Here is a 24814-nt window from a genome sequence, read left to right on the forward strand (position 1 = left end):
CTTTGCCTGATGCTATCCCTGTTCCGCCGCGCCAACCTTGCGGCCGTTTCGATCCTTGCCTTGTCGCTGGCTGGCTGCGCGTCCAGCACGCCCGAGAACGGAACGGCGGCAGCCGACGCCGGACCCGCTCAATGGGAAGCGCAGTTAGCGGACGGCAGCGACGGGCGGGACTGGCCGGCGTTCGGTCGCACTTATGGCGAGCAGCACTACAGCCCATTGGATCAGGTGAACGCCAGCACCGTCAAGCGGCTTGGCCTCGCCTGGTCCTATGATCTACCCGCGGGCAATCCTGCGACCGGCCCCATTGAAGTCGATGGCGTCATCTACTTCGCCTCGGGCTACAGCGTTGCCCATGCACTCGACGTGCGTACCGGCAAGCTGCTCTGGACCTTCGACCCCAAGGCGCCCGAAGCCGCCGGACACAAGCTGCGCCAGGGCTGGGGGAGTCGCGGCATCGCCTATTGGAATGGCAAGGTCTACATCGCCACGCAGGACGGACGACTGATCGCGATCAACACGAAGACCGGCAAGCCGGTCTGGTCGACGATGACGATGGGCAAAGACGAGCTTCGCTTCATCAGCGGTCCGCCCCGCGCCTTCGATGGAATGGTCATCGTCGGCAATGGCGGTGCGGACGAAGCCGCCATTCGTGGTTACGCGACTGCGTATGACGCGGAAACCGGAAAGCAGAAATGGCGCTTCTACACGGTCCCCGGCAATCCCGCCGATGGGTTCGAGAACAAGGCCATGGAGATGGCTGCGAAGACCTGGTCCGGCGAGTGGTGGAAATATGGCGGCGGCGGCACGGTGTGGAACGCCATCACCTATGACAAGGAAAGCGACACGATCTATTTGGGCACCGGCAACGGCTCGCCCTGGAACCACAAGATTCGCAGCGAGGGCAAAGGCGACAACCTGTTCCTCTGCTCGATCGTCGCTGTCGACGCCAAGACGGGCGCGTACAAATGGCATTACCAGATCAATCCCGGCGAAAGCTGGGACTATAATGCTGCGATGGACATGCAACTGGCTGACCTGCCCATCAACGGGAAGCCGCGCAAGGTGCTGATGACCGCGCCGAAGAACGGCTTCTTTTACGTCATAGACCGGACCAACGGAAAGCTGATTTCCGCCAAGCCCTTCGTCACGACGACATGGGCCAAGAGCATAGACCTCAAGAGCGGTCGCCCCGTCGAGGAAGCGAATGTTCGCTACGAAAACGGCCCAGTCACGTTCCAGCCAAGTCCGGTCGGCGCGCATAGCTGGATACCGATGGCATTCAGCCCGAAGGCTGGGCTTGTTTATATCCCCGCCATCGATCTGGAAGTCACCTATGACGACAAGGGCATCGCGCGGAAGGACTGGAAGCGCAAGCCGGGCATGGCGCTCGATTATGGTGTTAACATCACCGTACAGCCCGCAAAGGGCGCGAAGGTGCTAAGCTACCTCGTGGCGTGGAATCCGGTAACGCAGAAGGAAGTCTGGCGCTTGCCGACGCCCGGCCACTATAATGGCGGCCTCATGGCGACGGGCGGCGGGCTGGTGTTTCAGGGGCATCCGGATTCCACCTTCACGGCCTATGATGCGAAAACCGGCAGCGTCCTGTGGAATTACGATGCGAAGGCGCCGGTCATCGCTCCGCCGATCACCTATTCCGTCGACGGCAAGCAATATGTCACTGTCCTGTCGGGCATCGGAACCAGCGCCGGTATGTTCGGCCCGCTGCTTAAGCCATTCGGCATCGATTATCGCACGCAGTCCCGCCGCGTGCTGACCTTCGTGCTGGACGGCAAGGCGACTCTGCCTGCCAAGGTTCCTTACAAGCCGGTGGCCGTAGAAGATCCGGACTTCAAGCCAAATGCCAAGGCCGCGAAGGCAGGCGAAGACATCTTCAACGTCCGTTGCGCAGTGTGCCATGGCGGCGGCGCGATAGCAGGCGGCACCGCGCCCGACTTGCGCACGTCGGGCGCAATCCTGTCCGCGGATGTCATCACCTCGATCGTCCATGACGGTTTGCTCGTGCCCAACGGTATGCCCCGTTTCGAGGAGCTAAGCACGCAGGACCGGGAGAACATCCGCCAATATCTGCGCACCCGCGCGGACGATTTGCGAAATGGGCGGCCCTGAGCCGCCCCTCCGCCGGCATCATATTTTGCGAACGGGGTCCGTGCCGTCCCACGACCGGGCCGCTTCCTTGATGCCGCCGAACAGATCCCGCATCGCCTGCGTCATCTCGATCAGTTCGATCATCGTTCCGGGAAACAGCAAGTCCGTATCGAGATAGGAGAACCGGGAGATCGGCAGCACGCCTTCGGCCGCCACGCCAATCCCCGCAGCGCGCGCCGCAGCCATCTGCGCATCGTAATCTGTGGCGATGGTACCCAGATGATGCACACCTCTGCGTCCTGCATCCAGAAATTCGCGGTAGGTGGACGGGTCTTTGCCGGGCTGGATGATTTCGATCATCGTATCGCCGCTATAGCTGATCGCCGCGGCGCCGATGAAATCATAGTCCGGCGCCACTCGTTCCCCACGTACTTCGATCCACTCCGCCTGCAACGGCACCGGAAACATGAAGAAGGGTCCAATACCCATGGTCTTCACCATATGCTCTACCGCAGGCTCTACATCCTCCACAACATAGGCGATCTGAAAAACCGGTCCAAATAGCTGACTCATTGCCTGATCCTCTCGCGCAGACCTGTTTTTCGCATCGTCCACAGCGGATCGTGCGAATCTGCTTGCAAAACAATCATGCATGTTTTTTTATTGGTGTCGATCCGCGTAAGACGGAATCATCCGATTTGGAATTGGCGCTTAGGAGAGCGGAGATGAAGTTCGACTTCAACCTGTGGGATATTCACATCGGCACGCCGCATCCGTTCAATGAACGCGCGCCTGTCATCGACAATGGCACGGAGCGCCCAACCGGCGCGCGCTACCACGATAGAGCCTTTGCCGCCGCAGAGTGGGAGAATGTTTTCGCCCGAAGCTGGCTACTCGCCTGCTCTATTTCCGATGTGCGTGAACCCGGAGACTTCGCGAAATTCGACATCGGCCCGGAAAGCTTCATCATCGTCCATGGGGATGATGGGAAAATCCATGCGCATTACAATGTCTGCCCACATCGCGGCAGCCGACTCATCACCTCCGACGCCGGCAGCATCGGCCAATTCACCTGTCCCTTCCATAGCTGGAAATTCAGCCTTGAGGGCGAGAACCTGGCCGTCACCGACCCGGAAACCTTCCGCCCGGAAGTACTGTGTCACGACCGCAACATGACGTCCGTCCGCTGCGAAGTCGCTGCCGGCCTGGTGTTCATCTCGATGGACCCGAACATTGAGCCGCTCAAGCAATGGCTGGCGCCGGTCCTCGATCAACTGGAACTGTATCAGATCGACAAGATGTATGTCGTCCAGCATCGCCAGTCCGATTGGGGCGCGAACTGGAAAGGCGGGGTCGATGCCTTTGCCGAAATCTACCACCTTCATGCGGTGCATCCGCAGACCCAGTGCCTGATGGACGACCGCACCCAGATCGATCTGTATCCCGGTGGGATCAGCCGTCAATTCGTCCCCTTCGCACAGCCAAGCCGTCGCTTTGAGGATCAGGAGAGCGTCAATCCGGGCATCGCCATGATGTTGCAGGATGCGGGCATCGATCCTGCCAGCTACGAAGGCACAGCGCATGAAACGCGCGCCGCAGTCCAACGGGCCAAGCGCGAGCGGTCAGAGAGATATGGCCTCGGCTACGAGAAGTTCAGCGACACGCAATTGAGCGACTCCACGGTCTATGGCCTCTTTCCCAACGCGCAGATCGGCTGTCACCCGGAGGCTATCTTCCTGCACCGCTTCCTGCCGCACGCGACCGATCCCAACCAGTTCACCTACGATACCTGCATCCTCTATCGGCACATCGACGCCCCCGGTTATTGCGCCCCGGCATGGATGGGGCTTGGCGAGGAAGTCGATCTGTCCGGCGATACGCGTCCTGAAATCGTCCACACCGGGCTTGGCGAACCGCCGGGCCTTGGCGAGGTGCTGGATCAGGACAGCGACCTGCTTCCAATCGTGCAGGCCGGCGCTCGTTCGCGCGGTTTTCGCGGGCCCCTCTGGAGCGAGCAGGAAGCACGGCTTCGCCACTTCCACGTCGAACTCGACAAACGCATGGCACAGGGAGCCGAAGCATGAACTATGATCCTCGCGGGTGGGCGGTTCACAAGGACAGCACGCATCCGTTCGACGAAGCCGCGCCTTATGTCGATAATGGATCGGCCCGCCCGGACCCTGCCCGCTACACGGAACCCGCATTTGCCGATGCGGAATGGGAAACAGTGTTCACCAAGACCTGGCTCCTCGCCGGGCCGTCGAGCGACGTGCGCGAGTCCGGCGACTGGATGCGCTTCGACATAGGCGTCGAATCCTTCATCATCGTGCGGAAGGATGATGGCGAACTCGCCGCGCATTATAACGTCTGTCCGCATCGCGGGAGCCGCCTGGTGCTGGACGATGTAGGATCGCAAGGCAGCTTCTCCTGCCCGTTCCATAGCTGGAAATTCGCGCTGGACGGCAGCAATCTGGCCGTCACCGATCCGGAAACCTTCCGGCCCGAAGTGCTGTGCCACGACATCAACCTGTCGTCGGTCCGGGTCGAGGAGGAAGCGGGCCTCGTCTTCATTTCGATGGCGGACGACGTGCCGCCGCTGGAGGAATATCTTGGCACGATCCTGCCGATGCTGGAAACCTATGAGATCGAGAAGATGCATGTGGTGCAGCATCGCCGGTCCGACTGGGCGGCGAACTGGAAGGGCGGGATCGACGCCTTTTACGAAAGCTATCACCTCCACGCCATCCACCCGCAGACGATGGGGATGCTGGACGACCGCACGCATATCGACCTGTATGAAAACGGCATGAGCCGCCAGTTTGTGCCGTTCGGGCAGCCCAATTCGCATTTCCCCGATCAGCAGGGGATCAATCCCGGCATTGCGGTGATGCTCGATGATGCGGGGCTGGATGCCGCTGCTTTCCCAGGCACGGCCTATGAAAGCCGCTCCGCCATTGCGATGGCAAAGCGCGACAGGGCCGCGAAGCTGGGGCTGGACTATGACAGGTTCAGCGACGCTCAATTGACCGACGCGACGATCTTCGGCGTCTTTCCCAATGCGCAGATCGGATGCCACCCCGAAGCGGTCTTCCTGCACCGCTTCAAGCCGCATGCGGACGATCCCAACCAGTTCACCTATGAGACGACGATCTTGTACCGCCATATCGATGTGCCGGGTTACGGCGCACCGCTATGGATGGGTCTTGGCGACGAGATCGACCTGACGGGAGAAACGCGGCCCGATGTCGTGCATACCGGCCTCGGCGAACCGCCGGGCATGGGTGAAGTGCTGGACCAGGACAGCGACTTGCTGCCGATCGTTCAGGCAGGTGCCCGCTCGCGCGGCTTCCGTGGTCCGCTCTGGGGCGAACAGGAAGCAAGGCTGCGCCACTTCCATGTCCATCTCGACAAATGGATGGCTGGCACGAAATAATTGGGAGAGGAGAGGCGGCGACACGAGCCACCTCTCCCTCTGTATTTAGAACGGCCGGATCGTCACGCCATTGTCGACGTTCATTTCCGCGCCCGTGATGAAGCGCGATTCATCGGAGGCAAGGAACAACACCATCGCCGCGACATCCTCCGGCGCACCAGCCATGCCGGGCTTCAGCACGCCACTGGGAATGACATTCGGTTTGCCCGCACGTCCTTCCGCCTGCTGCACCATGGGCGTTTCGATTGATCCGGGATGCACCGAGTTGCAGCGGATTTTATAGCCCTTTTCCTGGCACATCACGGCGACGGACTTGGTCATGGACCGTACCGCACCCTTGGCTGCTGAATAGGCAAAGAAGATCGGATAGCCGAGCAGAGCGCCGGTTGACGACATGTTGATGATCGACCCGCCATCATTCTTGTTCATCAGCGGGATCGCATGCTTGCACCCCAGGAACACACCATCGCTCATGATGGAGTTCACCCAGCGATATTGCTCCAGCGTCGTTTCCTCGACGTCAGCGCTCAGAACGACCCCTGCATTGTTGACCAGAATGTCCAGCCTGCCGAATGTCTCGTCGATCGCCTTCATGGTGTCGATCCACGCTTCCTCCGATGCGACGTCAAGCGCCATGGCCACCGCGCCATTGCCGATCTGGTCTGCGACCTTTTGCGCCGTATCGAGCTTCACATCGGTGACGACAACGCACGCCCCTTCGCGCGCCAGCACCGCACAGTCCGCAGCGCCTAGTCCGGAACCGCCACCGGTCACCAAAGCCACTTTGCCTGCTACTCGTCCCATTTCGCTCTCCTGTTGCATCCGATCGCGTTGGCGTCGACTCTCTCTACACGGCCGTATCGCCCGTCTGCGATCAGGCTATCCAAAGGACCACCATAGTCAAAATAAAACATGTACGATTGTTTTTAATCAGATGTGGTTTAAAAGGTTTGGCTCGATACAAATTAGGAGAAGATGCTTGCAGATCAGCAGGACAAGAAGGAATGGCGCAAGATGACCCTGCACCAGGTTGCCGCGCTGTCCGATCTACCTGAGACCGGAAACAAGGCATTTGACGTGGCAGGCCGTTCGGTGCTGCTATGCCGCTCCAGCACGGGGCTGTTCGCCATTGAGAATATGTGCAGCCACGCCTACGCTTTGCTGGAAGGCGGCAAGGTGAAAGGCCCATACATCTTCTGCCCTCTGCATGGCGTGCGTTTCGACCTGCGCGACGGAAGCCCCAGCGGCAATCTCACCAAGAAGCCAATCACTGTCTATGCCGCGCAGGTAGCCGACGATCAGGTTTATGTGGAATTGCCGGATAACTGAATCAGGCGTGCATTCATCAGCGACTTAATCCGCCGCAGGCAGATGCTCGCTTGGCGCAGGTTTGCGAGTGATCCATATGACGGCAATCAATGCCAGCGCGAGCCAGCCACAGATCCAGAACAATTCCAACGAGGACAGCAGGTAGGACTGGTTCACGATCTGCCGCATCACCGATGCTGTAGCCTGCAAGGGCGTAAGTCCTGCTGCCTGAAGTTGTTCGATGGTCTGACGGTAAATCGGAGAATAGTCCCTGGCCACTTCAGTCAACCGCGTCTGGTGCAGCGCTTCGCGCCGGTCCCAATAAGTTGTAGTGAGCGAAGCGGCGAAACTACCTGCGGTAATGCGTGCGAAGTTAGAAATGCCGCTTGCTGATGGAACGCGATCCGGCGGCAGGCCGTCGAACGAAATCGTCACTAACGGCACGAAGAACATGCTCATGGCCAGTCCTTGCAGCAATAACGGAGAAACAAGCGTCCAGAAGCTCGCATCGGGCGTGTATTGCGACCGCATGAAATAGGACAAAGCGAACATCAGGAATGCCGCTGTTGCCAGCCAGCGCGTGTCGATTTTCAGCCGGGCAACGATCGGCGTCGCCAACACCGCCACTATGCCGCTCGGTGCCGCAACGAAGCCAGCCCAGGTGGCCGTATAGCCAAGATGCTCCTGCAGCCACAAAGGCAGTAGCAGATTGTTAGCGAAGAACAGCGCATATCCGAGACAAAGGGCGAGCGTACCGAATGCAAAGTTCCGGCGCATGAATAGCCCAAGGTCCACCGCCGGGCTACCGTCCGTCATCTCCCAAATTACCCACGCAACAAAGCCCACTGCCGCGAAGATAGTGAGTACGACGATGAGCGGATTCTGAAACCAGTCACGATCCTTGCCGAGGTCGAGCATCGTCTGCAGGCTGAAAACCCAGAATGCGAGCTTCCGGATTCAAAATAGTCATTCGTCTCACCAGGCAGTATCTGCATAGGCAAATATTATGGCACGGCGCTATTACAAGGTGGAAGGAGATTGTTTTTGGAGTTGCTGGTTTAGCGTGGCTCGGGCCTCGCACGTCTCAATTACCTGCCGCTGCTGACCAGTTCGCTGCAAAGGGCGCGGATCGGAAGCCCCAGTTCGTTATTAATCGGCAACAGGTCGAGGACATCGGGCATGGACAAGCGAGAGTTTCTGAAAACGGGCGCAGCAGCGTCCATGGGCATATTGATGGAAAGCCGCCTCTTCTCGCAAGCATCCAAATCTCCGACAATGTTGGCGCAGGATGAGCCGTTCTGGGCAGCGTTGCGGCTTCATTATCCAACCGGCAACCGCTTCATCAATTTGGAAAATGGCTTCTATTGCTTTCAGCCGGACACCACGCTGGAAGCTTTCGTCGGCAATATACGGGCGGTGAATGGCGAAGCATCGCATTACATGCGCACACGGATGGACCGCGACATGACTGAGGCCCGAAAAGCAATCGCCCGTCTGGCAGGTTGCGCGGTCGAGGAGTTGATCGTCACTCGCAACACGACGGAATCGCTCGACACAATCATCAACGGTATCGACTGGAAGCCGGGCGACGAAGCCGTCATGGCGACGCAGGACTATGGCTCCATGATCGACATGTTTGCGTTGCAGGCGCGACGGCATGGCATGGTCAATCGGATCGTAGAGGTGCCGCTGCATCCCACCAGCGACGAGGAAATTGTCGAGGTCTATCGCAGCGCGATCACCGACAGGACGCGTTTGCTTATGGTGTCGCACATAGTCGGCGGCACGGGGCAGATCCTCCCCGTCGCCGCCATATGCGATATGGCGCATGGCTTAGGCGTGCAGGTTATGGTCGATGGGGCGCACAGCTTCGCACACCTCGACTTTCATGTGCCGGACCTTCGATGCGACTACTATGGCGCGTCACTGCACAAATGGCTGTCTGCGCCATTAGGAGTGGGCATGCTCTACGTCCGGCGCGATCGGATCGCAGGCATCTGGCCGATGTTCGGTGATGGCAGCATGCCCGACGACGACATTCGCAAGCTTAATCATCGCGGAACTCATCCCGTGCATACCGATCTGACGCTGGCGCAAGCCGTAGCCTTTCATCAGGCGATCGGCGGGCAGCGCAAGATGGCGCGCTTGCGCTACCTTCAGAATTATTGGACCAGCAAGGTCCGGTCTTTGCCCAACATCCAGATCAATACGCCGGGCGACCCGTCACGATCCTGCGCTATCGCCAATGTCGGAGTGAGGGGGGTCGCTCCGGCGGATCTTGCCGCGCAATTGATGGAGAAATACAATATCTACACCGTGGCTATCGACCGCGGCGCGGTGAAAGGCATCCGAGTAACGCCGCAAGTTTATACGTCCCTTGCCGAACTGGATGCTCTGACAGGCGCCCTTGTGGAGCTTTCAAAACAATCGACGTGAAAACTCCGCACATTTATAATAGCCAAGGTCGAACATCCCGGAATTTTGGATAGTTGCGGCGCAATGTGGCAATGGCCATGATCGGTCCACTACCTTGCCGAATCCGAGAGGCCGATACTCATGATAGACCTTCAACGCATCCATCACACAGGCGTGGCTGTGGCCGACATCGAACAGGCTCAGATTCATTTCGGCAAGGCGCTCGGCCTAAAATGGGCACCAGTACGGCGCTTTGATCCGCTTCCTTTCTGGACACCAGAGCAAGGAACGCATGAGGTGCATGTGAAGGCGACGTACTCGCTGGGGGGACCAAACCATCTCGAGTTGGTGCAGGGTACTGGCCCCTTCTACGATCCCGGCCGATTGCCTGATGCACGCCATATCGGTGTGTGGGTTGATGATCTCGCTGCGGAGGCACAACATCTTCTTGATCAGGGATGGCAGGTCGTTGCGTCCGGCGCAGCCCCCGAGAAAGGCTTTGGCCTGATCGCTTATATGGCGCTGCCAACGCCGGGGCTTCTGGTGGAACTGATTTCCGCCGACCTGAAGCCGGTGATCGATGATTGGCTGGGTGAGTGAAAATCCCTCGGGACAAGCGGTCGCCTGAACACCGCTCCATCTGACCGCGCTTTCGCTACGCAGATGCGATCCAACGCATCGGCATGTCACACGAGTGCCACCGACAGGCTGCCACTCTTACTCGTGCGTGCTTTTATCCTGAGCGAGCGAAGTAAGGCTTGCCTATCCTAAATTTCGGCATGATTGATTGCAGGCTGATGAGGGGGCAAATGGCTCGGATGCCGGAATCACGTTTCAATCGGTTGACGCAGCGTCAAAGGGACTGCCTCAAGCTTGTCGCGCAGGGCTACACGTCCAAGGAAATCGCCCGTGATCTGGGCATATCTTATTCAACCGTAGACAATCATCTGCTCGCCGCGATGCAGATCCTGGAGGCCGGAAGCCGTGCCGAAGCCGCGCGATTATTCATGCGGCAGAGCGAGAATGCGACTGGGCAGCAACTGCCTAGGCAGCCGCCAGACCTTGTTCCTGCACCGATTCTCGCTGATCCCTCGGTCGGGGAGCCGACGGGCTGGCGACACACATTGGCCCGATTGCTCCCTCCCATCGGGGGAAAAGACAATGACCTGACGCCTTTGCAGACTTTGGCCGCAATCTCGCGGATCACCTTCTTTTCGGTGCTGGCCTTCATAGCCTGCATCATGGTTCTCAGGATGAGCATCACGCTACTCTCCTAAAGCGCCAGATCCCAAAATTCCGACACCATGAAGCGTGCCCCCCTGGGGCGCGAGGAGACCTTTATGACCTTTTTGACCGAAGCTGCCGGCCATGTGATTTCAAGCGACATGGTGGCCGTATTTCATTCCACCGACGACGCGCTACTTGCCAGCGCAAGGGTAACCGCGTCGCTTCTGGAAGGCACCGCCAAGTCCGGGTTGCACCCCCGCGCCAAGCAGAGGCTTCTTGAATCCTTGAATGCAGGCGTGACCAAGATGCTGGAAGGCCGCAAGGACATGGTCAACGCGCATGGCCAGATGATCGTCATTCATCGCCAAAGCAATCTCGCGCCGGTCGGATTTGGATGCTGGGGCGCCCCCAATGCCGAAGCTTTCAGTCTCCCCACCTCGGCATCTTCCATAGAATCCGACGCTCCTGAAGCTTAAGCAAAACAATTGTCCGGCGTCTTGACCCTTCGATAGGCACAGTGTTGGGTCAAGACGATGGTCGGCAGTCTTTTCACTATTCTTCTATTCGCCAGTTGCGGCTACGCCTTCTTCGCTGGCGGACAAGACGGGCGGCGCATTTCGCTGCTGATCGTCGCGGCTGCGCTGCTCAGCATTCCTGCCTCGTGGCTGGACCGGGCGTGGTCACATACTCAGCTTCCAGTGCTGGGCGTCGATATCCTCCTGCTATTGGGGCTGGCCTATTTCGCTGTTCGCAGTCACCGCTTCTGGCCGATCTGGGTGTGCGGGCTACACTTGGGAAGCATCGCCACACATTTGGCGACGATCGCCATGGCTTTGCAATTGAAGCCGATGCTCTACTTCGCGATGCAATCCTTCTGGAGCCTGCCGCTACTGCTGGTGATGGTCGCAGGCATCATGCTCGACCGGCGTGCGGCCCGTGCTGGACTCCTGCGGTCAGAGGAAGCGTAAGCGGGTTTGCCCCGTCATCCTTGACCTTCACCCACCGATTATCAGTCACCGCTATAACGCACTCCTCAACTCGGGACAGGCGCCTCGGCCGGTATTAATGCCTCCTTGCGCAGTTCCTCCCACACGCCCGCAGGTACCGTGGCCGCCATCAACCTTGCGTTCTCCTTGACCTTGTCCGGTCGCTTGGCACCGGGGATGATCGCGGCAACGACGGGATGAGCAGCGCAGAATTGCAGTGCGGCTGAGCGGATGTCCGCGCCGTGCCGCTCACAAATGGCGGCGATGCGGTCGCGCTTCTCGACCATCTCCGGCGGCGCTTCCTGATATTCGAAATTGCGTCCACCCGCGAGCAGGCCGGAATTATAGGGCCCGCCCACGACGACATGCACGCCGCGTTCGGCGCACATCGGGAATAGCTGGTCGAGTGCCGGCTGGTTCAACAGGCTATAGCGGCCCGCCAGGAGGGACACATCCGGGTCCGCCTGCTCCAAAGCACGAACACAGGGATCGTTGAGGTTGACGCCCAATCCCCAGCCTTTGATTACACCCTGCTCCCGCAAATCGGTAAGCGCACGAAAGGCACCGTTACGCGCAATCTCAAACTGCTCCTGCCAGGCATCGCCCAGATGGTCGGCGGCTAGATCATGAACGAACGCAATGTCGATCTGCGCCAGGCCCAGCCGCTGATAACTGTCTTCCACAGATCGCATCGTCGCGTCGTACGAATAATCGGTTTCCACCCGGAATGGCAGGCTCTGCTTGAAGGGCGGATTTTCCGGGCGGCTCGGGTCTGGGCGCAGCAGCCTACCGACCTTTGTCGACAGTACGAAATCGTCGCGAGGATAGCGGCGCAAAACGGTGCCGAAGCGATGCTCGGACAAGCCGCTGCCGTAATGCGGCGCGGTATCGAAATAGCGCACGCCACTATCCCAAGCCGCAACCAGCGACGCTTCGGCCGTCGCCTCGTCGACGACATCGAACATATTGCCAAGCGGCGCACCACCAAATCCAAGTGGTCCCGGAGGAGCAAAGTGAGGCATGGCGAAAACCTCCGGTGAAGAATGGTGTACGGTCGTCATAGCGCGGGGCGCGAAGCCTTGTTCCCATGCAACGCCTTCTATTCGAAGGGCCGCCCATTCACTGCTGCAAGTTCAGCCTCAAGTGTAGCGACTAGCTCTGCCGCTGGCATAGAGCGAGCCAGGGGAGCCCCCTGCCCGGCCCACTGCGCACCAAAACCGTATTCGCCTGCCGCTTTCGCAGCGGCATGGATCGCCTTTCCTGCGGCATAAGCGATAGGATAGTCGGGAATGGCGAGGTCGACATTAACGGCCGCCCAATCGGTAAAGCGGTTCGCCAGGCAACGGGCAGACCGGCCCGATATCGCCGCGATCATGCTGGTGTGCCACCCGCCGTGGCCTGTAAGCGCATGTCGATATGCTTCGTCGGCTGCACTTTCCGGGCAGGCGATGAAGGCCGTGCCGAGTTGCGCCGCTACAGCGCCTAGGTCGAGCGCCGCCGCGATGCCGCGACCGTCCATGATGCCGCCAGCGGCAATGACCGGCAGCCCTGACCGCTTCACCAGCAATCGTGTCAGCGCCATGGTGCTTAGGCAATCATCCGGTGCGGAGGGGTCGAACATGCCGCGATGCCCGCCCGCCTCGAAGCCCTGCGCAACGACAGCATCAATCCCGGCCGCGCTCGCGGCTTCGGCTTCGGCAAGGTTCGTGGCCGTAGACAGCAGAACGCACCCCGCTGCCTTCAGCGCGGCAATACGATCCGCGCCTGGCAAACCGAAATGGAAGCTGACGACGGGCGGGGCAAGCTCCACAAGAGTTGTGAGCATGTCGTCATCGTCGACAAAGCTCTTGTATATCGCACTTAAGGTGGACGGCGGCGCAGCGCCGAGTTCCGCGAACAGCGGCGCAAGCGTTTTCAGCCAAGCCGCCTCGCGCGTCGCATCGGAAGCAGGAGGTGCATGCACGAACAGGTTGACGTTAAAAGGGCGCTGCGTTCGTGCCCGCACTTCGGCAATCATCTGCCTCGCTGCCGCCGCATCGACGGAGCCGACCGCGATGGAACCAAGACCACCCGCATTAGATACGGCAGCCGCCATTTCGCACGTGGAAACGCCAGCCATGGGAGCCTGAACGATGGGCAACTCAACGTCAATCCAACGGAGGAAATTCATGAGAAATCCCTTTCTAGGCCGACAATTAGGTCCGTTCGCCACATCCGTAGCGTTCAAATCGATGGATGTCCTATAAGATGATGCAGGACCGGTTGCATCCGCCGATGCCCTAAGTTCCCCTCCATTATCCTTTCCAAGCCCTTGAATTGCCGCCTGACGACGCCCAAGTTGCGCGCTTCTGCTGCACTGCAGCACTATCAGGCAGACCGATGACACAACAGGCAGACCCGGCAAAGACCCGTTCTGTGGGCCTCGTTCATTTCGCTCTCGCGCTAGGCGGGTTTGCGATAGGCACGACCGAGTTCGCTACGATGAGCCTGCTCCCTCTGTTTTCCAAGGGACTTGGCATTAACGAGCCGACGGCTGGTCACGTCATCAGCGCTTATGCGCTGGGCGTGGTGGTCGGCGCGCCGCTGCTTGCCGTTGCCGCCGCACGCCTCAGCCGTCGTACCTTGCTTATCCTGCTGATGGCCCTGTTCGCAATCGCCAATGGCGCGAGCGCGCTTGCGCCGACATACGGGACGATGCTCGTCTTTCGTTTTCTGAGCGGCCTGCCGCACGGAGCCTATTTCGGTATAGCTTCGCTCGTGGCTGCGTCGCTCGTGCCCCCCGACCGTCGTACTCGGGCCGTCGGCAACATCATGCTTGGCCTGACCGTCGCGACCATCATTGGGGTCCCTTTCGCCAACTGGCTTGGTCAGGCGATAGGCTGGCGCTGGGGCTTCGGGGTAGTGGCCATACTTGCGCTCGCGACTGTCCTGATGGTGTTCGCGTTCGTTCCCTATGATCGGCCAGAACCCGGAGCAGATCCGCTACGGGAACTGACGGCCCTAAAGCGTCCTCAAGTCTGGCTAACACTGGCGACTGGCGCGATCGGTTTCGGCGGCCTGTTTGCGGTATATACCTATCTTGCTTCCACGCTCATGGAAGTCACCGGCGTTTCGGCGGCCGCCGTTCCTCTTGTGCTTGCGGCGTTCGGCATTGGTTTGACGCTGGGCAACCTTATCGTGCCGCGCTTTGCCGACCGCGCGCTTATGCCTACGGCTGGCGCGCTACTGCTATGGTCCGCGATAGCCCTCGCACTTTACCCACTGGCAACCGGCAACATCTGGACGATCTCGATTGCCGTCGTCGCGATCGGCTTTGGAGGGTCGCTAGGCACTGTGCTCCAGACGCGCCTGATGGATGTGGCCGAAGATGCGCAGAGCCTTGCAGCGGCTCTCAACCACTCCGCGTTCAACACCGCCAATGCGCTCGGGCCATGGCTCGGCGGCATGGCCATCTCGGCGGGCTATGGATGGAGCTCAACCGGTTGGGTAGGCTGTGCGCTGGCGCTGGGCGGCCTCATCTTCTGGGCGATCTCACTGATGACGACGGAAAGACGCCGAACGGAAGTCCTCCAGCCCGCCGAATAGCGGCCTAAAGCAGGAAATCGTTTTGCGTGAGCGTTCCGACGCCGCGTAGCTGGATCGCGAAATCGACCAAGCCATCGCCGTCGACATCCCCCTCGACCACGGCATCGCCGTTGCTTACGACGTAGCGCAGTTCGCCCTCCTGGCCTGTGAAAGCGCCTGCGCCGACAAAGATGAAGGCATCATCCGCTGTCGATGACACTGCAGCATCGATGCGGCTTAGGTCGATCAGATCGCCCTCTGAGTGACTGAAGTCCACTATGAGGTCCGGCTCGCCCGCGCTGCTGTGGGTTACATCATCAAACTGGAAGGTGTCCGCCCCGGCGCCGCCGATCAGGTTATCATACTCGATCCCGCCGATCAGGCTATCGTTCCCCGCGCCGCCGCTGACATAGTCTCGGCCAACGTCGCCGTGCAGCACATCGTCGCCATCATTGCCGTACAGCGTGTCTGTGCCGTCGCCGCCATGAATGTCATCGGCACCACCATTGCCGCTGATAAGATCGTACCCGCCGCCGCCGAAAATTGTGTCGGAGCCTTCGTCGCTCCCGCCTATTCGGTTCGATTGCCAGTTCCCCGTCACCGTCAGACCGGGCCGCACCATAGCTACCGTCTCAATGTTCAAGTCGATGTTATAATTTACCTTGGTGATGACAAAGTCGTCACCGCTTTCATCAACGATCTTGGTAGTGATACTACTGATTGTATAACGATCATCGCCAGCCCCGCCATCGAGCAAATTGACGCCGGCTCCACCCCATAGCCGATCATTACCCTCATAACCGTAAATCTTGTCGTCGACATCTCCACCCCCCATGAAGTCGTCGCCGCTCGTGCCAAAGGCGTGAACTGCTTCGATATTGGACCAACGACCGTAACTAAACACATGGTTGTCGCCGACGCGGTAAATTACCGTATCAAATCCCTGTCCGCCGTTGATCCTGCGGAAACTTCCCAGTTCAATGGTGTCGTCACCCTCGCCTCCAAAGACCAGGCGGTTCTCATTGGTTGGAAGCGCCGTGATATAATCGTTACCAGCATCCCCCTCGATCGTTCCCGCTCCGATGATGCGATCGTTACCATTGCCCCCGTAAATTACCGTACCGCCTGACCCAGCGTTGATGTAATCATCGCCATCTTCGCCATAGATCGATCCCTCCGCAGCGAACTGCGAAGTAATCCTGCCGAGCGAGGTATCGATGAAGTCATTGCCCCCGCCTGCCCGAATTCCGCTAATCGTGCCGGTGTTGATGATCCTGTCATCAAAATTGCCGGATAACCACACCGCAGAGATGATGCCACTATTCGTCAGCGTGAGCGCGCCATCCTGAGCATGAATACCTCCCCCCGATCCGTCGATCGTGCCAGTGTTCACGATCGTTCCGCCGCCGATCGAAACGCCAAAATCTCTGCCAAAGGCCGTCGGATTATAGGTGCGGATGACGCCGTCATTGGTAAGATCGACCATACCAGAGACATCGATGCCATCGCCGCTTCCATAGCTTCGGATGGAACCGCCCACATGGTTGATGATCTTCGTGACCGACGTGAGAGCCGTATCCAGAGCGATCCCCGCGCCGATCCGCCCAAGGATCGAGCCAGAATTCTCGATCTCAACCGCTTGGTTGCCGGCAATGCCGCTATCAGCGCCACGGATCTTTCCGCCCACTTCGTTCCGGATGAAAACATTCGTTGCGGTGCCAATGTCGATGCCGTCATCACCCTCGCTGCCACCGGCGATGATCTTGCCGTAATTAGTGACAGCCGCGTAGTCGCCGACGCGAAAAGCGTCGCTATCGACGGCCTGCACCGTGCCCGTGTCCCAATTGATGAGGCGGACTTTGTTCGGGACGGTCGCGTCCAGATCAGTGGTGTCGATGGCAGGAGCGGAATCTACGCCCTTGCCCATGCTGATGATCTTGCCGACGTTGGCAACGAACACATTGCCATCGGTCTGCGCGAAATTACTGGCACCGGACAGCCGGATGGTGGGACCGGCGTCACTTTGCATGATACCGGTCTCCAAGTTGAGGAGATAGAGGGGGCTGATCCCCGAACCTGTGGGAGTGCCTGAAATGATCGCGTCGACCACTGACCCGGTGTATGATTTGAGCAGACCACGATTGTCCAAATTGATCGAACCGCCCTGTAAGTCCGTCCCGACATGCAGCACGTCGTCGCGCGCGCGGATGGACGATCCGACCTGCGTATCTATGGCGATGCTCTGGCTGGCGGCGGCAGTTCCAGTCGCGTCGATTGCCGCACCGCTGAATGCCTGGATCGCGCCTTCGAGATTAAGGCGAACCAGCCCTTCCGCTCCCGTGATATCCCATTCCACCGCTGTACCCAACGGATGCAGAAGAGCATCCGATTGAACCGTCAGAGTGTCTCCGCCCTGAAGGTACTGGCGCTGCAATACATTGCCGGACACCGTGAAGTCGGTCATTGATCTGCTCCGTCGAATTCATCCGAAACGGATGAACCACACATCGTGGCAATATGTAAACCATATTAAGTAATGTTACCGTACTGTAACAAAAGAGATTTTATAGCGAGCGCAACACTCCCCGGTGAAATAGACTCTAAATATTGCGAAGGCATCGCAATAGCAATTGTCAGGCCGCCGCGGCTGGTATAGTTTGAGATCAGCATGCGCCTGCCATGGCGCACCGGTTGGGAAGAAGCATGGCCGCGATGTCGGGCAAATGGATACGCATGTTGTTCGCCGGGCCAGGCGCGATCATCTTGGCCCTCGTGATGATGGCAGGCATGACCCAATGGTTGCCGAAGGGCGCTGCGGGGATCGACAATCTTGTGCTGCCGCTGGTGCTCGCGCCATTACTGTGGGCCGCGCTGTTCTTTCACGCCTGTATGGACAGGAAACTTTCACGAGTAGCCATCGTGGCGCTTGGCCTGCTGGTAATCCACGGGGGGCTGGTGGCGCACAGTTTCCTCAGTCACGCACCGGTTGCAAAAGGGGCATCCAAATGATCCACTTGCCCAAAGACGAAACCAAGCTGATGGTGGCTGTGCACGGCTGGTCGGGGATTGTGCTCGGCCTGCTGCTGTACGCCGTGGTGCTGACCGGCATGGTCGCAGTATTCGCCGAAGAAATCGGCATCTGGTCAGCCGGACATATCGAAACCCGCTCCGCCTTCGAGCGCCCGATCGATAGCGCCGTGCGCAATCTCGCCCGGCGCACTTCGGAGAAATATTATGAAGGAGTCGACCTGTTCGAGATGGGCGACCACGACCTCGGCGTCTTCTTTCACCGTCATGAAACGGAAGCCAGTGGCGACTTCGTCAGTCGGGGCATATATTATCAGGTCGATAAGACAGGCCGCGTAGTCGAAACGCAGAATGGCACGAGCGAAGATGTATTCGGTCCCCGAAACGATGATGCGCTAAGCCGGTTCCTGATAGACACGCACGTCCAGTTACACGTGCCCAATCCTTGGGGGCTTTTGCTCACCGGCATCCTAGGCCTCGCCATGCTTGTTGCGGCGATCTCGGGACTTCTGATCCATCGCCACCTGTTCAAGGACATCTTCACCCTGCGGCGGAAAGCCAATCCGGTGCTGGTTGACCGCGACCGGCACAGCGTCGCCGGCACGTGGAGCCTGCCCTTTGCGTTCGTACTTGCATTCACTGGCAGCTTTTTCTCTTTCTTCAGCACGATCGGCGTCCCTATTGTCGCGATGGCAGCATTCGGGGGGGACATTCCCGCGCTGACCGAAGCAGTATATGGCAATCCCGGTAAAGCGAACCCGCGTCCGGTCGCGATCGGCAATCTGGATCGGATCGCCGCAGATTCCATCCGCCGAGCTGGCGACGCGCCAACCTTCGTCGCGATCGAGAACTTCGGCCGCGCCGATTCCAAGGTGACGAGCTATCATCCTCCAAAAGCATCGGATATCGAGCCGGTGACATTATTGTACGATGGTGCGTCGGCACGGTTCGATCGCGCCAAGCCAGCGATCGGCCCCCGCCCATCGGCTGGCGGAACGATCGCCGCGATCATGGCTCCGCTCCACTTCGGCAACTTTGCCGGGATCGTCTCGAAAGCCATATGGTTCGCGCTGGGATTCGCAATGTGTTACGTCACCTTGACGGGGCTGCGGCTCTGGCTCGTGCGGCGCGCGGATGCGGCGCGGTCGCTGGAATGGCTCGACCGTTCCGTGGCTGTGATCGGCTTCGGCCTGCCCTTTGCTCTGGTCGTGGCAGCCGCCGCGTTCCTGATCGAGATGCCGAAGGGCGGCGCAGTATACTGGACTACGGCGTCGTTCCTGATCGCGTCCGCTGTTGCCATCGTGGGCGGCTTTTTCGCCCGCGCGCGTGCAATTGATCGCGCGTTGCAACTCGGTACGGGATTGGTGATGATTGCCCTCCCGGTGCTCCGTCTCGTCACCGGCGGGCCAAGCTGGACCGTCGCAATGAGCGCCGGGCAACCGATCATAGCGGCCATGGATAGTGCGTTCGTCCTCGCCGGCGGCTTCATGCTCTGGCGTCACTTTGGTGCAAAGCGGCGGCAGAGCGGCTTGCGCGTTCCTGTCCTGCACCCGGCGGAATGATTATGTTCCCCATCATAGCCGTCGCAATCTCGGCGATCTTGATCGTATCGCTTTGCCTGGGCGATCCCAAGCGCCGCCGTTCACTGCGCATGGCAGGAACTGGACAAACCCCCACGACGCGCAGATTGTTCGCTGCCGCAGCCTGCATACCCGGACTTCTATGCGCGCTACAAGGCGATGCCGCAGCATTCCTGATCTGGTTGGGCGGCAGCAGCGCCCTGGGTTGGCTTATTGCCTTGTGGTTCAATCGTCAGGATGTTGCGCAATAGAATCTCGCGACATCGCCCGATCCGGTCATGAGCCTTCCCAGCCCAGCCCCAGTGCCTTTTCTATTGCCACGAAGTCACCCGTGAGAGCGGCTTGCGCGGAAAGCAGATCCTGCTCGGCGGCGAGTTGCTGCCGCTGCGCGTCCAGCAACTCTATGCGGGTCACTGTGCCAGCTTCATTTCGCTGGGCCGTGAGTTGCGCAGCGTGAATGGCAAGATCTCGCGCACGCGCCAACGATGCGACCACTCTTCGCCGGTCGCGGAACCGCGCCAGTGAATCCTCAGCATCACGCAATGCTGCCAACACGGCATTGCGATAGCGAGCCTCGGCTTCATCCCGAACGCCTTCCGCCTGCTCGACCCGCGCCCGATTCCGGCCGAAGTCCAGGAAATTCCAGCTTAGCTGCGGAGCCGCAATAGCCGCAAAATCGTCAAGTTGACCCAAGTCGCTAAGCTTGGTTCCGCCAATGCCGACCAGCCCCATAAAGCTGAGGCGCGGAAAACGCGCTGCATCCGCCTGCCCGATCCGTGCGGTGTCAGCCGCAAGCTGCCGCTCGGCTGCGCGGATGTCCGGCCGATGCTGAAGCAGCCGGGCGGGATCGCCCACTGCCACCGACGCAGGCGGCAGCGGGATCGCACCGCCTGCTGACAAAGTTGCGTCCAGCGCGCCCGGCTCCTCGCCCGTCAGCACCGCCAGCGCATTAAGGTAGGCGTCGCGCTCGGCGTTAAGCGGCGTCGATCGCGCACGCGTGCCGCTAAGACCCGTCTCCATTGCGGTTACTTCAAGCGCAGACGCCGTACCCCGCGCATAGCGTTGCCGCGTCAGCTCGAGCATTTCCTGCTGTTTCGCAATCGACTGGGTATTGAGAACGATGCGCTGCTGCCGTTCCCGCAGGTTGATGTAGTTCTGCGCGACTTCGGCGGACAGGCTGACCTGTATATCCGCGACGCTTGCCTCAGCCCCTTGAGCAGCGGCGCGCGCCGCGTCGACTGCGCGGCGCTGGCCGCCGAACAAGTCGATCTCCCACGACGCATCGAACCCAAGATTGTAGACATTGAGATCAGAGGCACCATTGCCGCCACTCTGTTCCCCTTCGCCACCGTCACCGCCAAGGTCGATGCCGGGGATGTGGGCGTGGGCGTACACGGCGGATGCATTGACGCTGGGAGCGGAATTGGCCCGTTGCAGTCCCAGTGCAGCGCGCGCCTGGCGCAACCTCGCCTTCGCCATAAGCGCGTTTGGATTGGCGTCCAGCGCCTTGACTACGAGCGCATCCAGCACAGGATCGTTCAAGCTCTCCCACCAGCGTGCTACCGGTGCGGCGGTTGTCACAGGTGCATCCCCGGCACGCGTAAAAGCAGTCGCGGCTGCGGCCTTGAGTGCCACAGCGGGTGGCCCGGCATAATTCGGCCCTACGGTACAACCGCCAAGCAGCGACGCGATCAATGGGAAGGCAAGATAGGGGCGCATGACGTTCCTCAATGCCCGGCCGCCATCGGCGCGCCCTTGGGAAGCGGCCGAAGGAAAAGCGCGAGCGGACTGACTAAGATGATCCCGACGGTCAGGATCCAGAAAAGATCGGAATACGTCATCGTAAGGGCCTGCATCTGGATCGTACCCTCGATCATACGCATCGCCCTTCCTTGCCCGCCCAGGGCCTGTACCTGACCGGCCACATAATCCTGCACATTGATCGCATTGGCGCTCAGCGTTTCCTCGATGCGGCGGCTATGGAGCCATAGTCTCTGGTCCTGGATCACCGCGATGCCGGCCAAAGCGAAGGAGCCGCCCAGATTACGCGCTGCGTTATAAAGCCCCGCCGCATCGCTGGCCTGCTCAGCAGGCACAGATCGGATCGCGGCCTGATTGAGGAACATCATGCAGAACACGGTGCCAACGCCGCGCAAGAGTTGGGAGTCGACAAAGCTTGATCCGTCCGACACGCTTGTCAGATCCGTCTCCAGCCATGCACTGAACGCAAGAACCGTCAGCCCGAAAGCTACCGACAGGCGAATATCGACCGTTCGAATGAGCCAGGGCGTGAAAGGCATCATCAGGATGACGGGCGCGCCGGAGAGCATGACGATCTGCCCTGCCTGTAACGAGTTGTAGCCCGCTATGGCCGACAGGAATTGCGGAATGGCATAGGACGTGCCGTAGATCACCATGCCGACCACCGTGACCATAACGACCACGCTGCCGAACTGACGATTACGCAACAGAGCCAGACGTATCACGGGGCGACGGGCGAAGAATTGCCCGGCGGCAAGAAGCATGAAGCCGACCGCCGACACGATGGTCAGCCAAATGATCGTCGACGAGGAGAACCATTGCTCGCGCTCTCCCTCCTCCAGAACAACCGTGAGGCCGCCAAGGCCCATTGCCAGACCGATGATGCCGAGCCAATCCGCCTCCGCAATAAGCGCAAGATTGGACCTTTTGTGAGGCATTGCGACGAGCAACAGCGTAATCAGCGCGGCACCCACGGGCAGGTTGATGAAGAAGGCGTAATGCCAGCTTAAATTCTCGGTCAGCCAGCCACCCAGAACAGGCCCGGCCACCGGTCCCAACAATGCCGTTGCGCCGAACAGGGCATTGCCGATCGGCTGCTGCGAGCGGGGCAACCGCGTGGCAATAATGGTCATCGCAGTCGGAATGAGCGCCCCGCCGGTGAACCCCTGACCTACGCGGCCGATTATCATCATGGTGAGTGTCGTGGATACGCCGCACAGCATGGAAAACAACGTGAACAGGCCCGCAGCGAGAAGCAGGAAAGTGCGCAGTCCGAACAGGCGCTCCAGCCAGCCCGACAAAGGTATGATGATGATTTCCGCGACGAGATAGGCGGTCGCGATCCATGTTCCTTCGGTCCCGCTGGCGCCGATCTCACCCTGTATCGTGGGCAGCGAACTGTTGACGATGGAGATGTCCAGTGTGGCCATCAACGCGCCCAGCGTCCCCGCCGCCACCGCGAGCCAGGCAGCCGCGTCGGCACGCTCCTCGGGCGCAGGCGCGGGTTCCGCGTCGCTCACCGGCGCGCCTCTCTCCGTGCCTTTTCCTTGTCGGCAATGTGCTCCGCCTGCCCTTTGGCCGCGATCGTGTCGACGCTCGCCGTCACCGAAAGGCCGGGAACAAGGATTGCACGCGTTTCGGGACTGGCGTCGATCGCGATCCGCACCGGCACGCGCTGGACGATCTTGGTGAAATTGCCCGTCGCGTTTTGCGGCGGCAGCAGTGAAAATTGCGCCCCGGTGCCCGGAGAGATGCTGTCCACATGGCCGGTCAAATCGACGCCGTCCAGCGCATCGACGGATATAGTCACAGGCTGACCGCGGCGCATCAGGCCGATCTGCGTCTCCTTGAAGTTTGCGGTGATGTAGAGGGATGAAAGCGGTACGACCGACATCAGTCGCGTTCCTGCCTGTACGAACTGCCCCGCGCGAACAGAGCGATCGCCAATGCGCCCATCCACGCTGGCGCGCAGGATAGTCGATCCTACGTTGAGGCTGGCGGACGCCAATTGCGCCCTTGCCGCTTCGCCTTGGGCTTCCGCCTGTCGTACCTGCGCCTTGAGCGATCCGGTCCGGCGCTGCGCCGTCAGCAGCGCCGCGCGCTGCGACGCCACCGCGTTTGTCGCCGTCGCGGCCTGATTGCGCAGGTTGGCCAGTTTTTCCCGCGTTTCGGCACCGCTCGCGGCGAGAGGGGCATAGCGCGCCGCCTCGGCAGCCGCATAGCGCGCATCGGCTTCCGCCGTGGACAGTTGCGCCCGCGCCTGAGCAATGGCCGCCTCCTGCTCGCCGATCATCGCACGGACATTGTCGGCGTTAGCGGCGGCGACATCGATCTGCGCCTGAGCCTGCTCGGCCTGCGCGCGATAGTCCCGGGGGTCGATACGGGCCAGTGGCTGGCCCTTCTTCACGTCCTGATTGTCGCGAACGAACACTTCTTCGACGTAGCCCGAAATCTTGGGCGAAACGGTTACCGCATCGGCCTGAATATAGGCGTCGTTAGTTTCCTCGATATATTTGCCATGCGTCTGATAGCGGATGAACCAGATGATAAAGCCAATCAGTATCACCGCTAGAACGATGCTGATGATACGTCTTACGCGAGGGCGTTTCAGTGGCGAAGGCTGCTCCGTCCCGGCGCCGGTATCCAGCTTCCGCTCCGAACTGTCATCGCTGCTGGCCATCAATCGGATCTCACTTTGTTTGCGCGCTATGGCACAACTCCCTTGAACCTCTCCGCACAATAGGGCAATACCATATTACATGGTCCCACATCTTTTCTTTGCCTGATGGCGCATCAGCAACTTATGGACAGCATGCGTGAGTTGACGCTTCGTATGCATCGCCTCTTCAATATTGAGTTGAAGGCGCAGGGCACATCACTTGCGCAATTGAAGCTGCTGCTTTTCATTGAGCACATGGCTCAGGCGCGGGCCATAGACATCAGCGAGGCGTTCGGCTTTGCGCCACGGACGGTAACGGAAGCGATCGATGGGCTGGAGCGCGACGGACTGGTTCGCCGGGATCCCGTTCCGAATGACCGACGTGCGAAATACATTCGGGTGACCGACGCCGGAAGCAAAGTGATCAGTGATGCCGCGCCGGCCCGGCAGGCTATTGCGAGCCGAATATTTCAGGCGCTGACGCCGACCGAAGAACAGGAACTGCTTAGGTTAGTTAAAGTGCTAAACGACAGATTGATGGAGGTCGAAGCGCCACATCTTCGCGGTGAACATTCTCAGCCTAAAACGAAATCATCTGAGCAGTAGAACCATACCTAAAGCCAGACTTCCCGAGCAAGCGCTTGCCAGGCAGATAATGCGAAACTCACAGGCGCAAAATACAGATTCCAGGCGTTCCACGAGCACGATCCTCTCTACCCACTCTACCGGCGGTATATTGAAGGATATC

At 59.9% G+C, this 24814-nt stretch carries 23 protein-coding genes; 14 read left to right on the plus strand and 9 right to left on the minus strand.

Translation table 11 applies throughout. The features are described 5' to 3' along the window. Positions 1 to 9 precede the first annotated feature (9 nt). Positions 10 to 2127 carry a PQQ-dependent dehydrogenase, methanol/ethanol family gene (locus C1T17_RS17365; RefSeq protein WP_104954513.1) on the plus strand — a complete coding sequence of 706 codons (2118 nt, stop codon included), beginning with the start codon at positions 10 to 12 and terminating at the stop codon, positions 2125 to 2127. Between the two features lie 18 nt (positions 2128 to 2145). On the opposite strand, the gene C1T17_RS17370 is transcribed toward C1T17_RS17365, so the two are convergent. Then, positions 2146 to 2679 carry a VOC family protein gene (locus C1T17_RS17370; protein ID WP_104954514.1) on the minus strand — a complete coding sequence of 178 codons (534 nt, stop codon included), beginning with the start codon at positions 2677 to 2679 and terminating at the stop codon, positions 2146 to 2148. 152 nt (positions 2680 to 2831) lie between these two features. Between C1T17_RS17370 and C1T17_RS17375 the strand changes: the two genes are divergently transcribed. Further along, positions 2832 to 4190, plus strand: coding sequence for an aromatic ring-hydroxylating oxygenase subunit alpha (locus tag C1T17_RS17375; RefSeq protein WP_104954515.1), 1359 nt, complete (start codon positions 2832 to 2834; stop codon positions 4188 to 4190). Beyond that, positions 4187 to 5539, plus strand: coding sequence for an aromatic ring-hydroxylating oxygenase subunit alpha (locus C1T17_RS17380; protein ID WP_104954516.1), 1353 nt, complete (start codon positions 4187 to 4189; stop codon positions 5537 to 5539). Before C1T17_RS17375 ends, C1T17_RS17380 begins: the two co-directional genes overlap by 4 nt. Positions 5540 to 5584: 45 nt before the next feature. Here the strand turns inward: C1T17_RS17380 and C1T17_RS17385 are convergent, their stop codons facing one another. After that, a complete protein-coding gene (locus C1T17_RS17385) occupies positions 5585 to 6343 on the minus strand; it encodes an SDR family oxidoreductase (protein ID WP_104954517.1) in 759 nt (252 codons plus the stop codon). A 171-nt stretch (positions 6344 to 6514) separates the two neighbouring features. Between C1T17_RS17385 and C1T17_RS17390 the strand changes: the two genes are divergently transcribed. Next, on the plus strand, positions 6515 to 6868 hold the full coding sequence (locus C1T17_RS17390; RefSeq protein ID WP_223262667.1) for a Rieske (2Fe-2S) protein: 354 nt from the start codon (positions 6515 to 6517) through the stop codon (positions 6866 to 6868). Between the two features lie 24 nt (positions 6869 to 6892). On the opposite strand, the gene C1T17_RS17395 is transcribed toward C1T17_RS17390, so the two are convergent. Beyond that, complete coding sequence (locus tag C1T17_RS17395) at positions 6893 to 7765, minus strand: MFS transporter (protein WP_223262668.1); 873 nt, start codon at positions 7763 to 7765, stop codon at positions 6893 to 6895. Between the two features lie 261 nt (positions 7766 to 8026). On the opposite strand from C1T17_RS17395, the gene C1T17_RS17400 reads away from it, so the two are divergent. From C1T17_RS17400 to C1T17_RS17420, 5 genes are all read left to right on the plus strand, one after another. Then, a complete protein-coding gene (locus C1T17_RS17400; RefSeq protein WP_104954518.1) occupies positions 8027 to 9283 on the plus strand; it encodes an aminotransferase class V-fold PLP-dependent enzyme in 1257 nt (418 codons plus the stop codon). A 120-nt stretch (positions 9284 to 9403) separates the two neighbouring features. Beyond that, a complete protein-coding gene (locus C1T17_RS17405; protein ID WP_104954519.1) occupies positions 9404 to 9862 on the plus strand; it encodes a VOC family protein in 459 nt (152 codons plus the stop codon). A 209-nt stretch (positions 9863 to 10071) separates the two neighbouring features. Then, the gene (locus tag C1T17_RS17410) at positions 10072 to 10539 is read left to right on the plus strand and encodes a helix-turn-helix domain-containing protein (protein ID WP_189338396.1); all 468 of its coding nucleotides are present in this window, start codon (positions 10072 to 10074) and stop codon (positions 10537 to 10539) included. A gap of 27 nt (positions 10540 to 10566) precedes the next feature. Next, positions 10567 to 10965 carry a hypothetical protein gene (locus C1T17_RS17415; protein ID WP_189338397.1) on the plus strand — a complete coding sequence of 133 codons (399 nt, stop codon included), beginning with the start codon at positions 10567 to 10569 and terminating at the stop codon, positions 10963 to 10965. 57 nt (positions 10966 to 11022) lie between these two features. Then, positions 11023 to 11457: a hypothetical protein gene (locus C1T17_RS17420; RefSeq protein WP_104954522.1), complete on the plus strand. Its 435-nt coding sequence runs from the start codon at positions 11023 to 11025 to the stop codon at positions 11455 to 11457. A 65-nt stretch (positions 11458 to 11522) separates the two neighbouring features. On the opposite strand, the gene C1T17_RS17425 is transcribed toward C1T17_RS17420, so the two are convergent. Then, positions 11523 to 12497: an aldo/keto reductase gene (locus C1T17_RS17425; protein ID WP_104954523.1), complete on the minus strand. Its 975-nt coding sequence runs from the start codon at positions 12495 to 12497 to the stop codon at positions 11523 to 11525. A 77-nt stretch (positions 12498 to 12574) separates the two neighbouring features. Further along, positions 12575 to 13645 carry an NAD(P)H-dependent flavin oxidoreductase gene (locus C1T17_RS17430; protein WP_104954524.1) on the minus strand — a complete coding sequence of 357 codons (1071 nt, stop codon included), beginning with the start codon at positions 13643 to 13645 and terminating at the stop codon, positions 12575 to 12577. A 209-nt stretch (positions 13646 to 13854) separates the two neighbouring features. Here C1T17_RS17430 and C1T17_RS17435 point away from each other — a divergent pair, with 209 nt between their 5' ends. Beyond that, complete coding sequence (locus C1T17_RS17435; RefSeq protein ID WP_104954525.1) at positions 13855 to 15060, plus strand: MFS transporter; 1206 nt, start codon at positions 13855 to 13857, stop codon at positions 15058 to 15060. 4 nt (positions 15061 to 15064) lie between these two features. Here the strand turns inward: C1T17_RS17435 and C1T17_RS17440 are convergent, their stop codons facing one another. After that, a complete protein-coding gene (locus tag C1T17_RS17440; protein WP_104954526.1) occupies positions 15065 to 17503 on the minus strand; it encodes a calcium-binding protein in 2439 nt (812 codons plus the stop codon). A 239-nt stretch (positions 17504 to 17742) separates the two neighbouring features. Here C1T17_RS17440 and C1T17_RS17445 point away from each other — a divergent pair, with 239 nt between their 5' ends. Genes C1T17_RS17445 through C1T17_RS17455 form a run of 3 tightly spaced genes read left to right on the plus strand, consistent with a single transcriptional unit; the run spans position 17743 to position 19897 of the window. After that, positions 17743 to 18048, plus strand: coding sequence for a hypothetical protein (locus C1T17_RS17445; protein ID WP_104954527.1), 306 nt, complete (start codon positions 17743 to 17745; stop codon positions 18046 to 18048). Next, positions 18045 to 19628 carry a PepSY-associated TM helix domain-containing protein gene (locus tag C1T17_RS17450; RefSeq protein ID WP_104954528.1) on the plus strand — a complete coding sequence of 528 codons (1584 nt, stop codon included), beginning with the start codon at positions 18045 to 18047 and terminating at the stop codon, positions 19626 to 19628. The genes C1T17_RS17445 and C1T17_RS17450 overlap by 4 nt, the downstream gene beginning before the upstream one ends. A gap of 38 nt (positions 19629 to 19666) precedes the next feature. Further along, positions 19667 to 19897 carry a hypothetical protein gene (locus C1T17_RS17455; protein ID WP_223262669.1) on the plus strand — a complete coding sequence of 77 codons (231 nt, stop codon included), beginning with the start codon at positions 19667 to 19669 and terminating at the stop codon, positions 19895 to 19897. Between the two features lie 25 nt (positions 19898 to 19922). Here C1T17_RS17455 and C1T17_RS17460 read toward each other — a convergent pair whose 3' ends face one another. From C1T17_RS17460 to C1T17_RS17470, 3 genes are read right to left on the minus strand one after another with little or no spacing between them, the layout of a single operon-like run. Continuing rightward, a complete protein-coding gene (locus tag C1T17_RS17460; RefSeq protein ID WP_104954530.1) occupies positions 19923 to 21365 on the minus strand; it encodes an efflux transporter outer membrane subunit in 1443 nt (480 codons plus the stop codon). Positions 21366 to 21373: 8 nt separating this feature from the next. After that, complete coding sequence (locus C1T17_RS17465) at positions 21374 to 22927, minus strand: DHA2 family efflux MFS transporter permease subunit (protein ID WP_104954531.1); 1554 nt, start codon at positions 22925 to 22927, stop codon at positions 21374 to 21376. Continuing rightward, a complete protein-coding gene (locus C1T17_RS17470) occupies positions 22924 to 24087 on the minus strand; it encodes an HlyD family secretion protein (RefSeq protein WP_104954532.1) in 1164 nt (387 codons plus the stop codon). The genes C1T17_RS17465 and C1T17_RS17470 overlap by 4 nt, the downstream gene beginning before the upstream one ends. 105 nt (positions 24088 to 24192) lie before the next feature. Between C1T17_RS17470 and C1T17_RS17475 the strand changes: the two genes are divergently transcribed. Further along, on the plus strand, positions 24193 to 24672 hold the full coding sequence (locus tag C1T17_RS17475) for a MarR family winged helix-turn-helix transcriptional regulator (protein ID WP_104954533.1): 480 nt from the start codon (positions 24193 to 24195) through the stop codon (positions 24670 to 24672). Positions 24673 to 24814: the final 142 nt, after the last annotated feature.

The organism is Sphingobium sp. SCG-1 (assembly GCF_002953135.1).
Taxonomy (GTDB): domain Bacteria; phylum Pseudomonadota; class Alphaproteobacteria; order Sphingomonadales; family Sphingomonadaceae; genus Sphingobium.

What these genes read in the sequence shown, in the direction of transcription:
- C1T17_RS17365 (WP_104954513.1), top strand. Translation starts at nt 10, where the DNA reads ATGCTATCCCTGTTCCGCCGCGCCAACCTTGCGGCCGTTTCGATCCTT.
- C1T17_RS17370 (WP_104954514.1), bottom strand. Translation starts at nt 2,679, where the DNA reads ATGAGTCAGCTATTTGGACCGGTTTTTCAGATCGCCTATGTTGTGGAG.
- C1T17_RS17375 (WP_104954515.1), top strand. Translation starts at nt 2,832, where the DNA reads ATGAAGTTCGACTTCAACCTGTGGGATATTCACATCGGCACGCCGCAT.
- C1T17_RS17380 (WP_104954516.1), top strand. Translation starts at nt 4,187, where the DNA reads ATGAACTATGATCCTCGCGGGTGGGCGGTTCACAAGGACAGCACGCAT.
- C1T17_RS17385 (WP_104954517.1), bottom strand. Translation starts at nt 6,343, where the DNA reads ATGGGACGAGTAGCAGGCAAAGTGGCTTTGGTGACCGGTGGCGGTTCC.
- C1T17_RS17390 (WP_223262667.1), top strand. Translation starts at nt 6,515, where the DNA reads ATGCTTGCAGATCAGCAGGACAAGAAGGAATGGCGCAAGATGACCCTG.
- C1T17_RS17395 (WP_223262668.1), bottom strand. Translation starts at nt 7,765, where the DNA reads ATGCTCGACCTCGGCAAGGATCGTGACTGGTTTCAGAATCCGCTCATC.
- C1T17_RS17400 (WP_104954518.1), top strand. Translation starts at nt 8,027, where the DNA reads ATGGACAAGCGAGAGTTTCTGAAAACGGGCGCAGCAGCGTCCATGGGC.
- C1T17_RS17405 (WP_104954519.1), top strand. Translation starts at nt 9,404, where the DNA reads ATGATAGACCTTCAACGCATCCATCACACAGGCGTGGCTGTGGCCGAC.
- C1T17_RS17410 (WP_189338396.1), top strand. Translation starts at nt 10,072, where the DNA reads ATGGCTCGGATGCCGGAATCACGTTTCAATCGGTTGACGCAGCGTCAA.
- C1T17_RS17415 (WP_189338397.1), top strand. Translation starts at nt 10,567, where the DNA reads ATGAAGCGTGCCCCCCTGGGGCGCGAGGAGACCTTTATGACCTTTTTG.
- C1T17_RS17420 (WP_104954522.1), top strand. Translation starts at nt 11,023, where the DNA reads ATGGTCGGCAGTCTTTTCACTATTCTTCTATTCGCCAGTTGCGGCTAC.
- C1T17_RS17425 (WP_104954523.1), bottom strand. Translation starts at nt 12,497, where the DNA reads ATGCCTCACTTTGCTCCTCCGGGACCACTTGGATTTGGTGGTGCGCCG.
- C1T17_RS17430 (WP_104954524.1), bottom strand. Translation starts at nt 13,645, where the DNA reads ATGAATTTCCTCCGTTGGATTGACGTTGAGTTGCCCATCGTTCAGGCT.
- C1T17_RS17435 (WP_104954525.1), top strand. Translation starts at nt 13,855, where the DNA reads ATGACACAACAGGCAGACCCGGCAAAGACCCGTTCTGTGGGCCTCGTT.
- C1T17_RS17440 (WP_104954526.1), bottom strand. Translation starts at nt 17,503, where the DNA reads ATGACCGACTTCACGGTGTCCGGCAATGTATTGCAGCGCCAGTACCTT.
- C1T17_RS17445 (WP_104954527.1), top strand. Translation starts at nt 17,743, where the DNA reads ATGGCCGCGATGTCGGGCAAATGGATACGCATGTTGTTCGCCGGGCCA.
- C1T17_RS17450 (WP_104954528.1), top strand. Translation starts at nt 18,045, where the DNA reads ATGATCCACTTGCCCAAAGACGAAACCAAGCTGATGGTGGCTGTGCAC.
- C1T17_RS17460 (WP_104954530.1), bottom strand. Translation starts at nt 21,365, where the DNA reads ATGCGCCCCTATCTTGCCTTCCCATTGATCGCGTCGCTGCTTGGCGGT.
- C1T17_RS17470 (WP_104954532.1), bottom strand. Translation starts at nt 24,087, where the DNA reads ATGGCCAGCAGCGATGACAGTTCGGAGCGGAAGCTGGATACCGGCGCC.
- C1T17_RS17475 (WP_104954533.1), top strand. Translation starts at nt 24,193, where the DNA reads ATGGCGCATCAGCAACTTATGGACAGCATGCGTGAGTTGACGCTTCGT.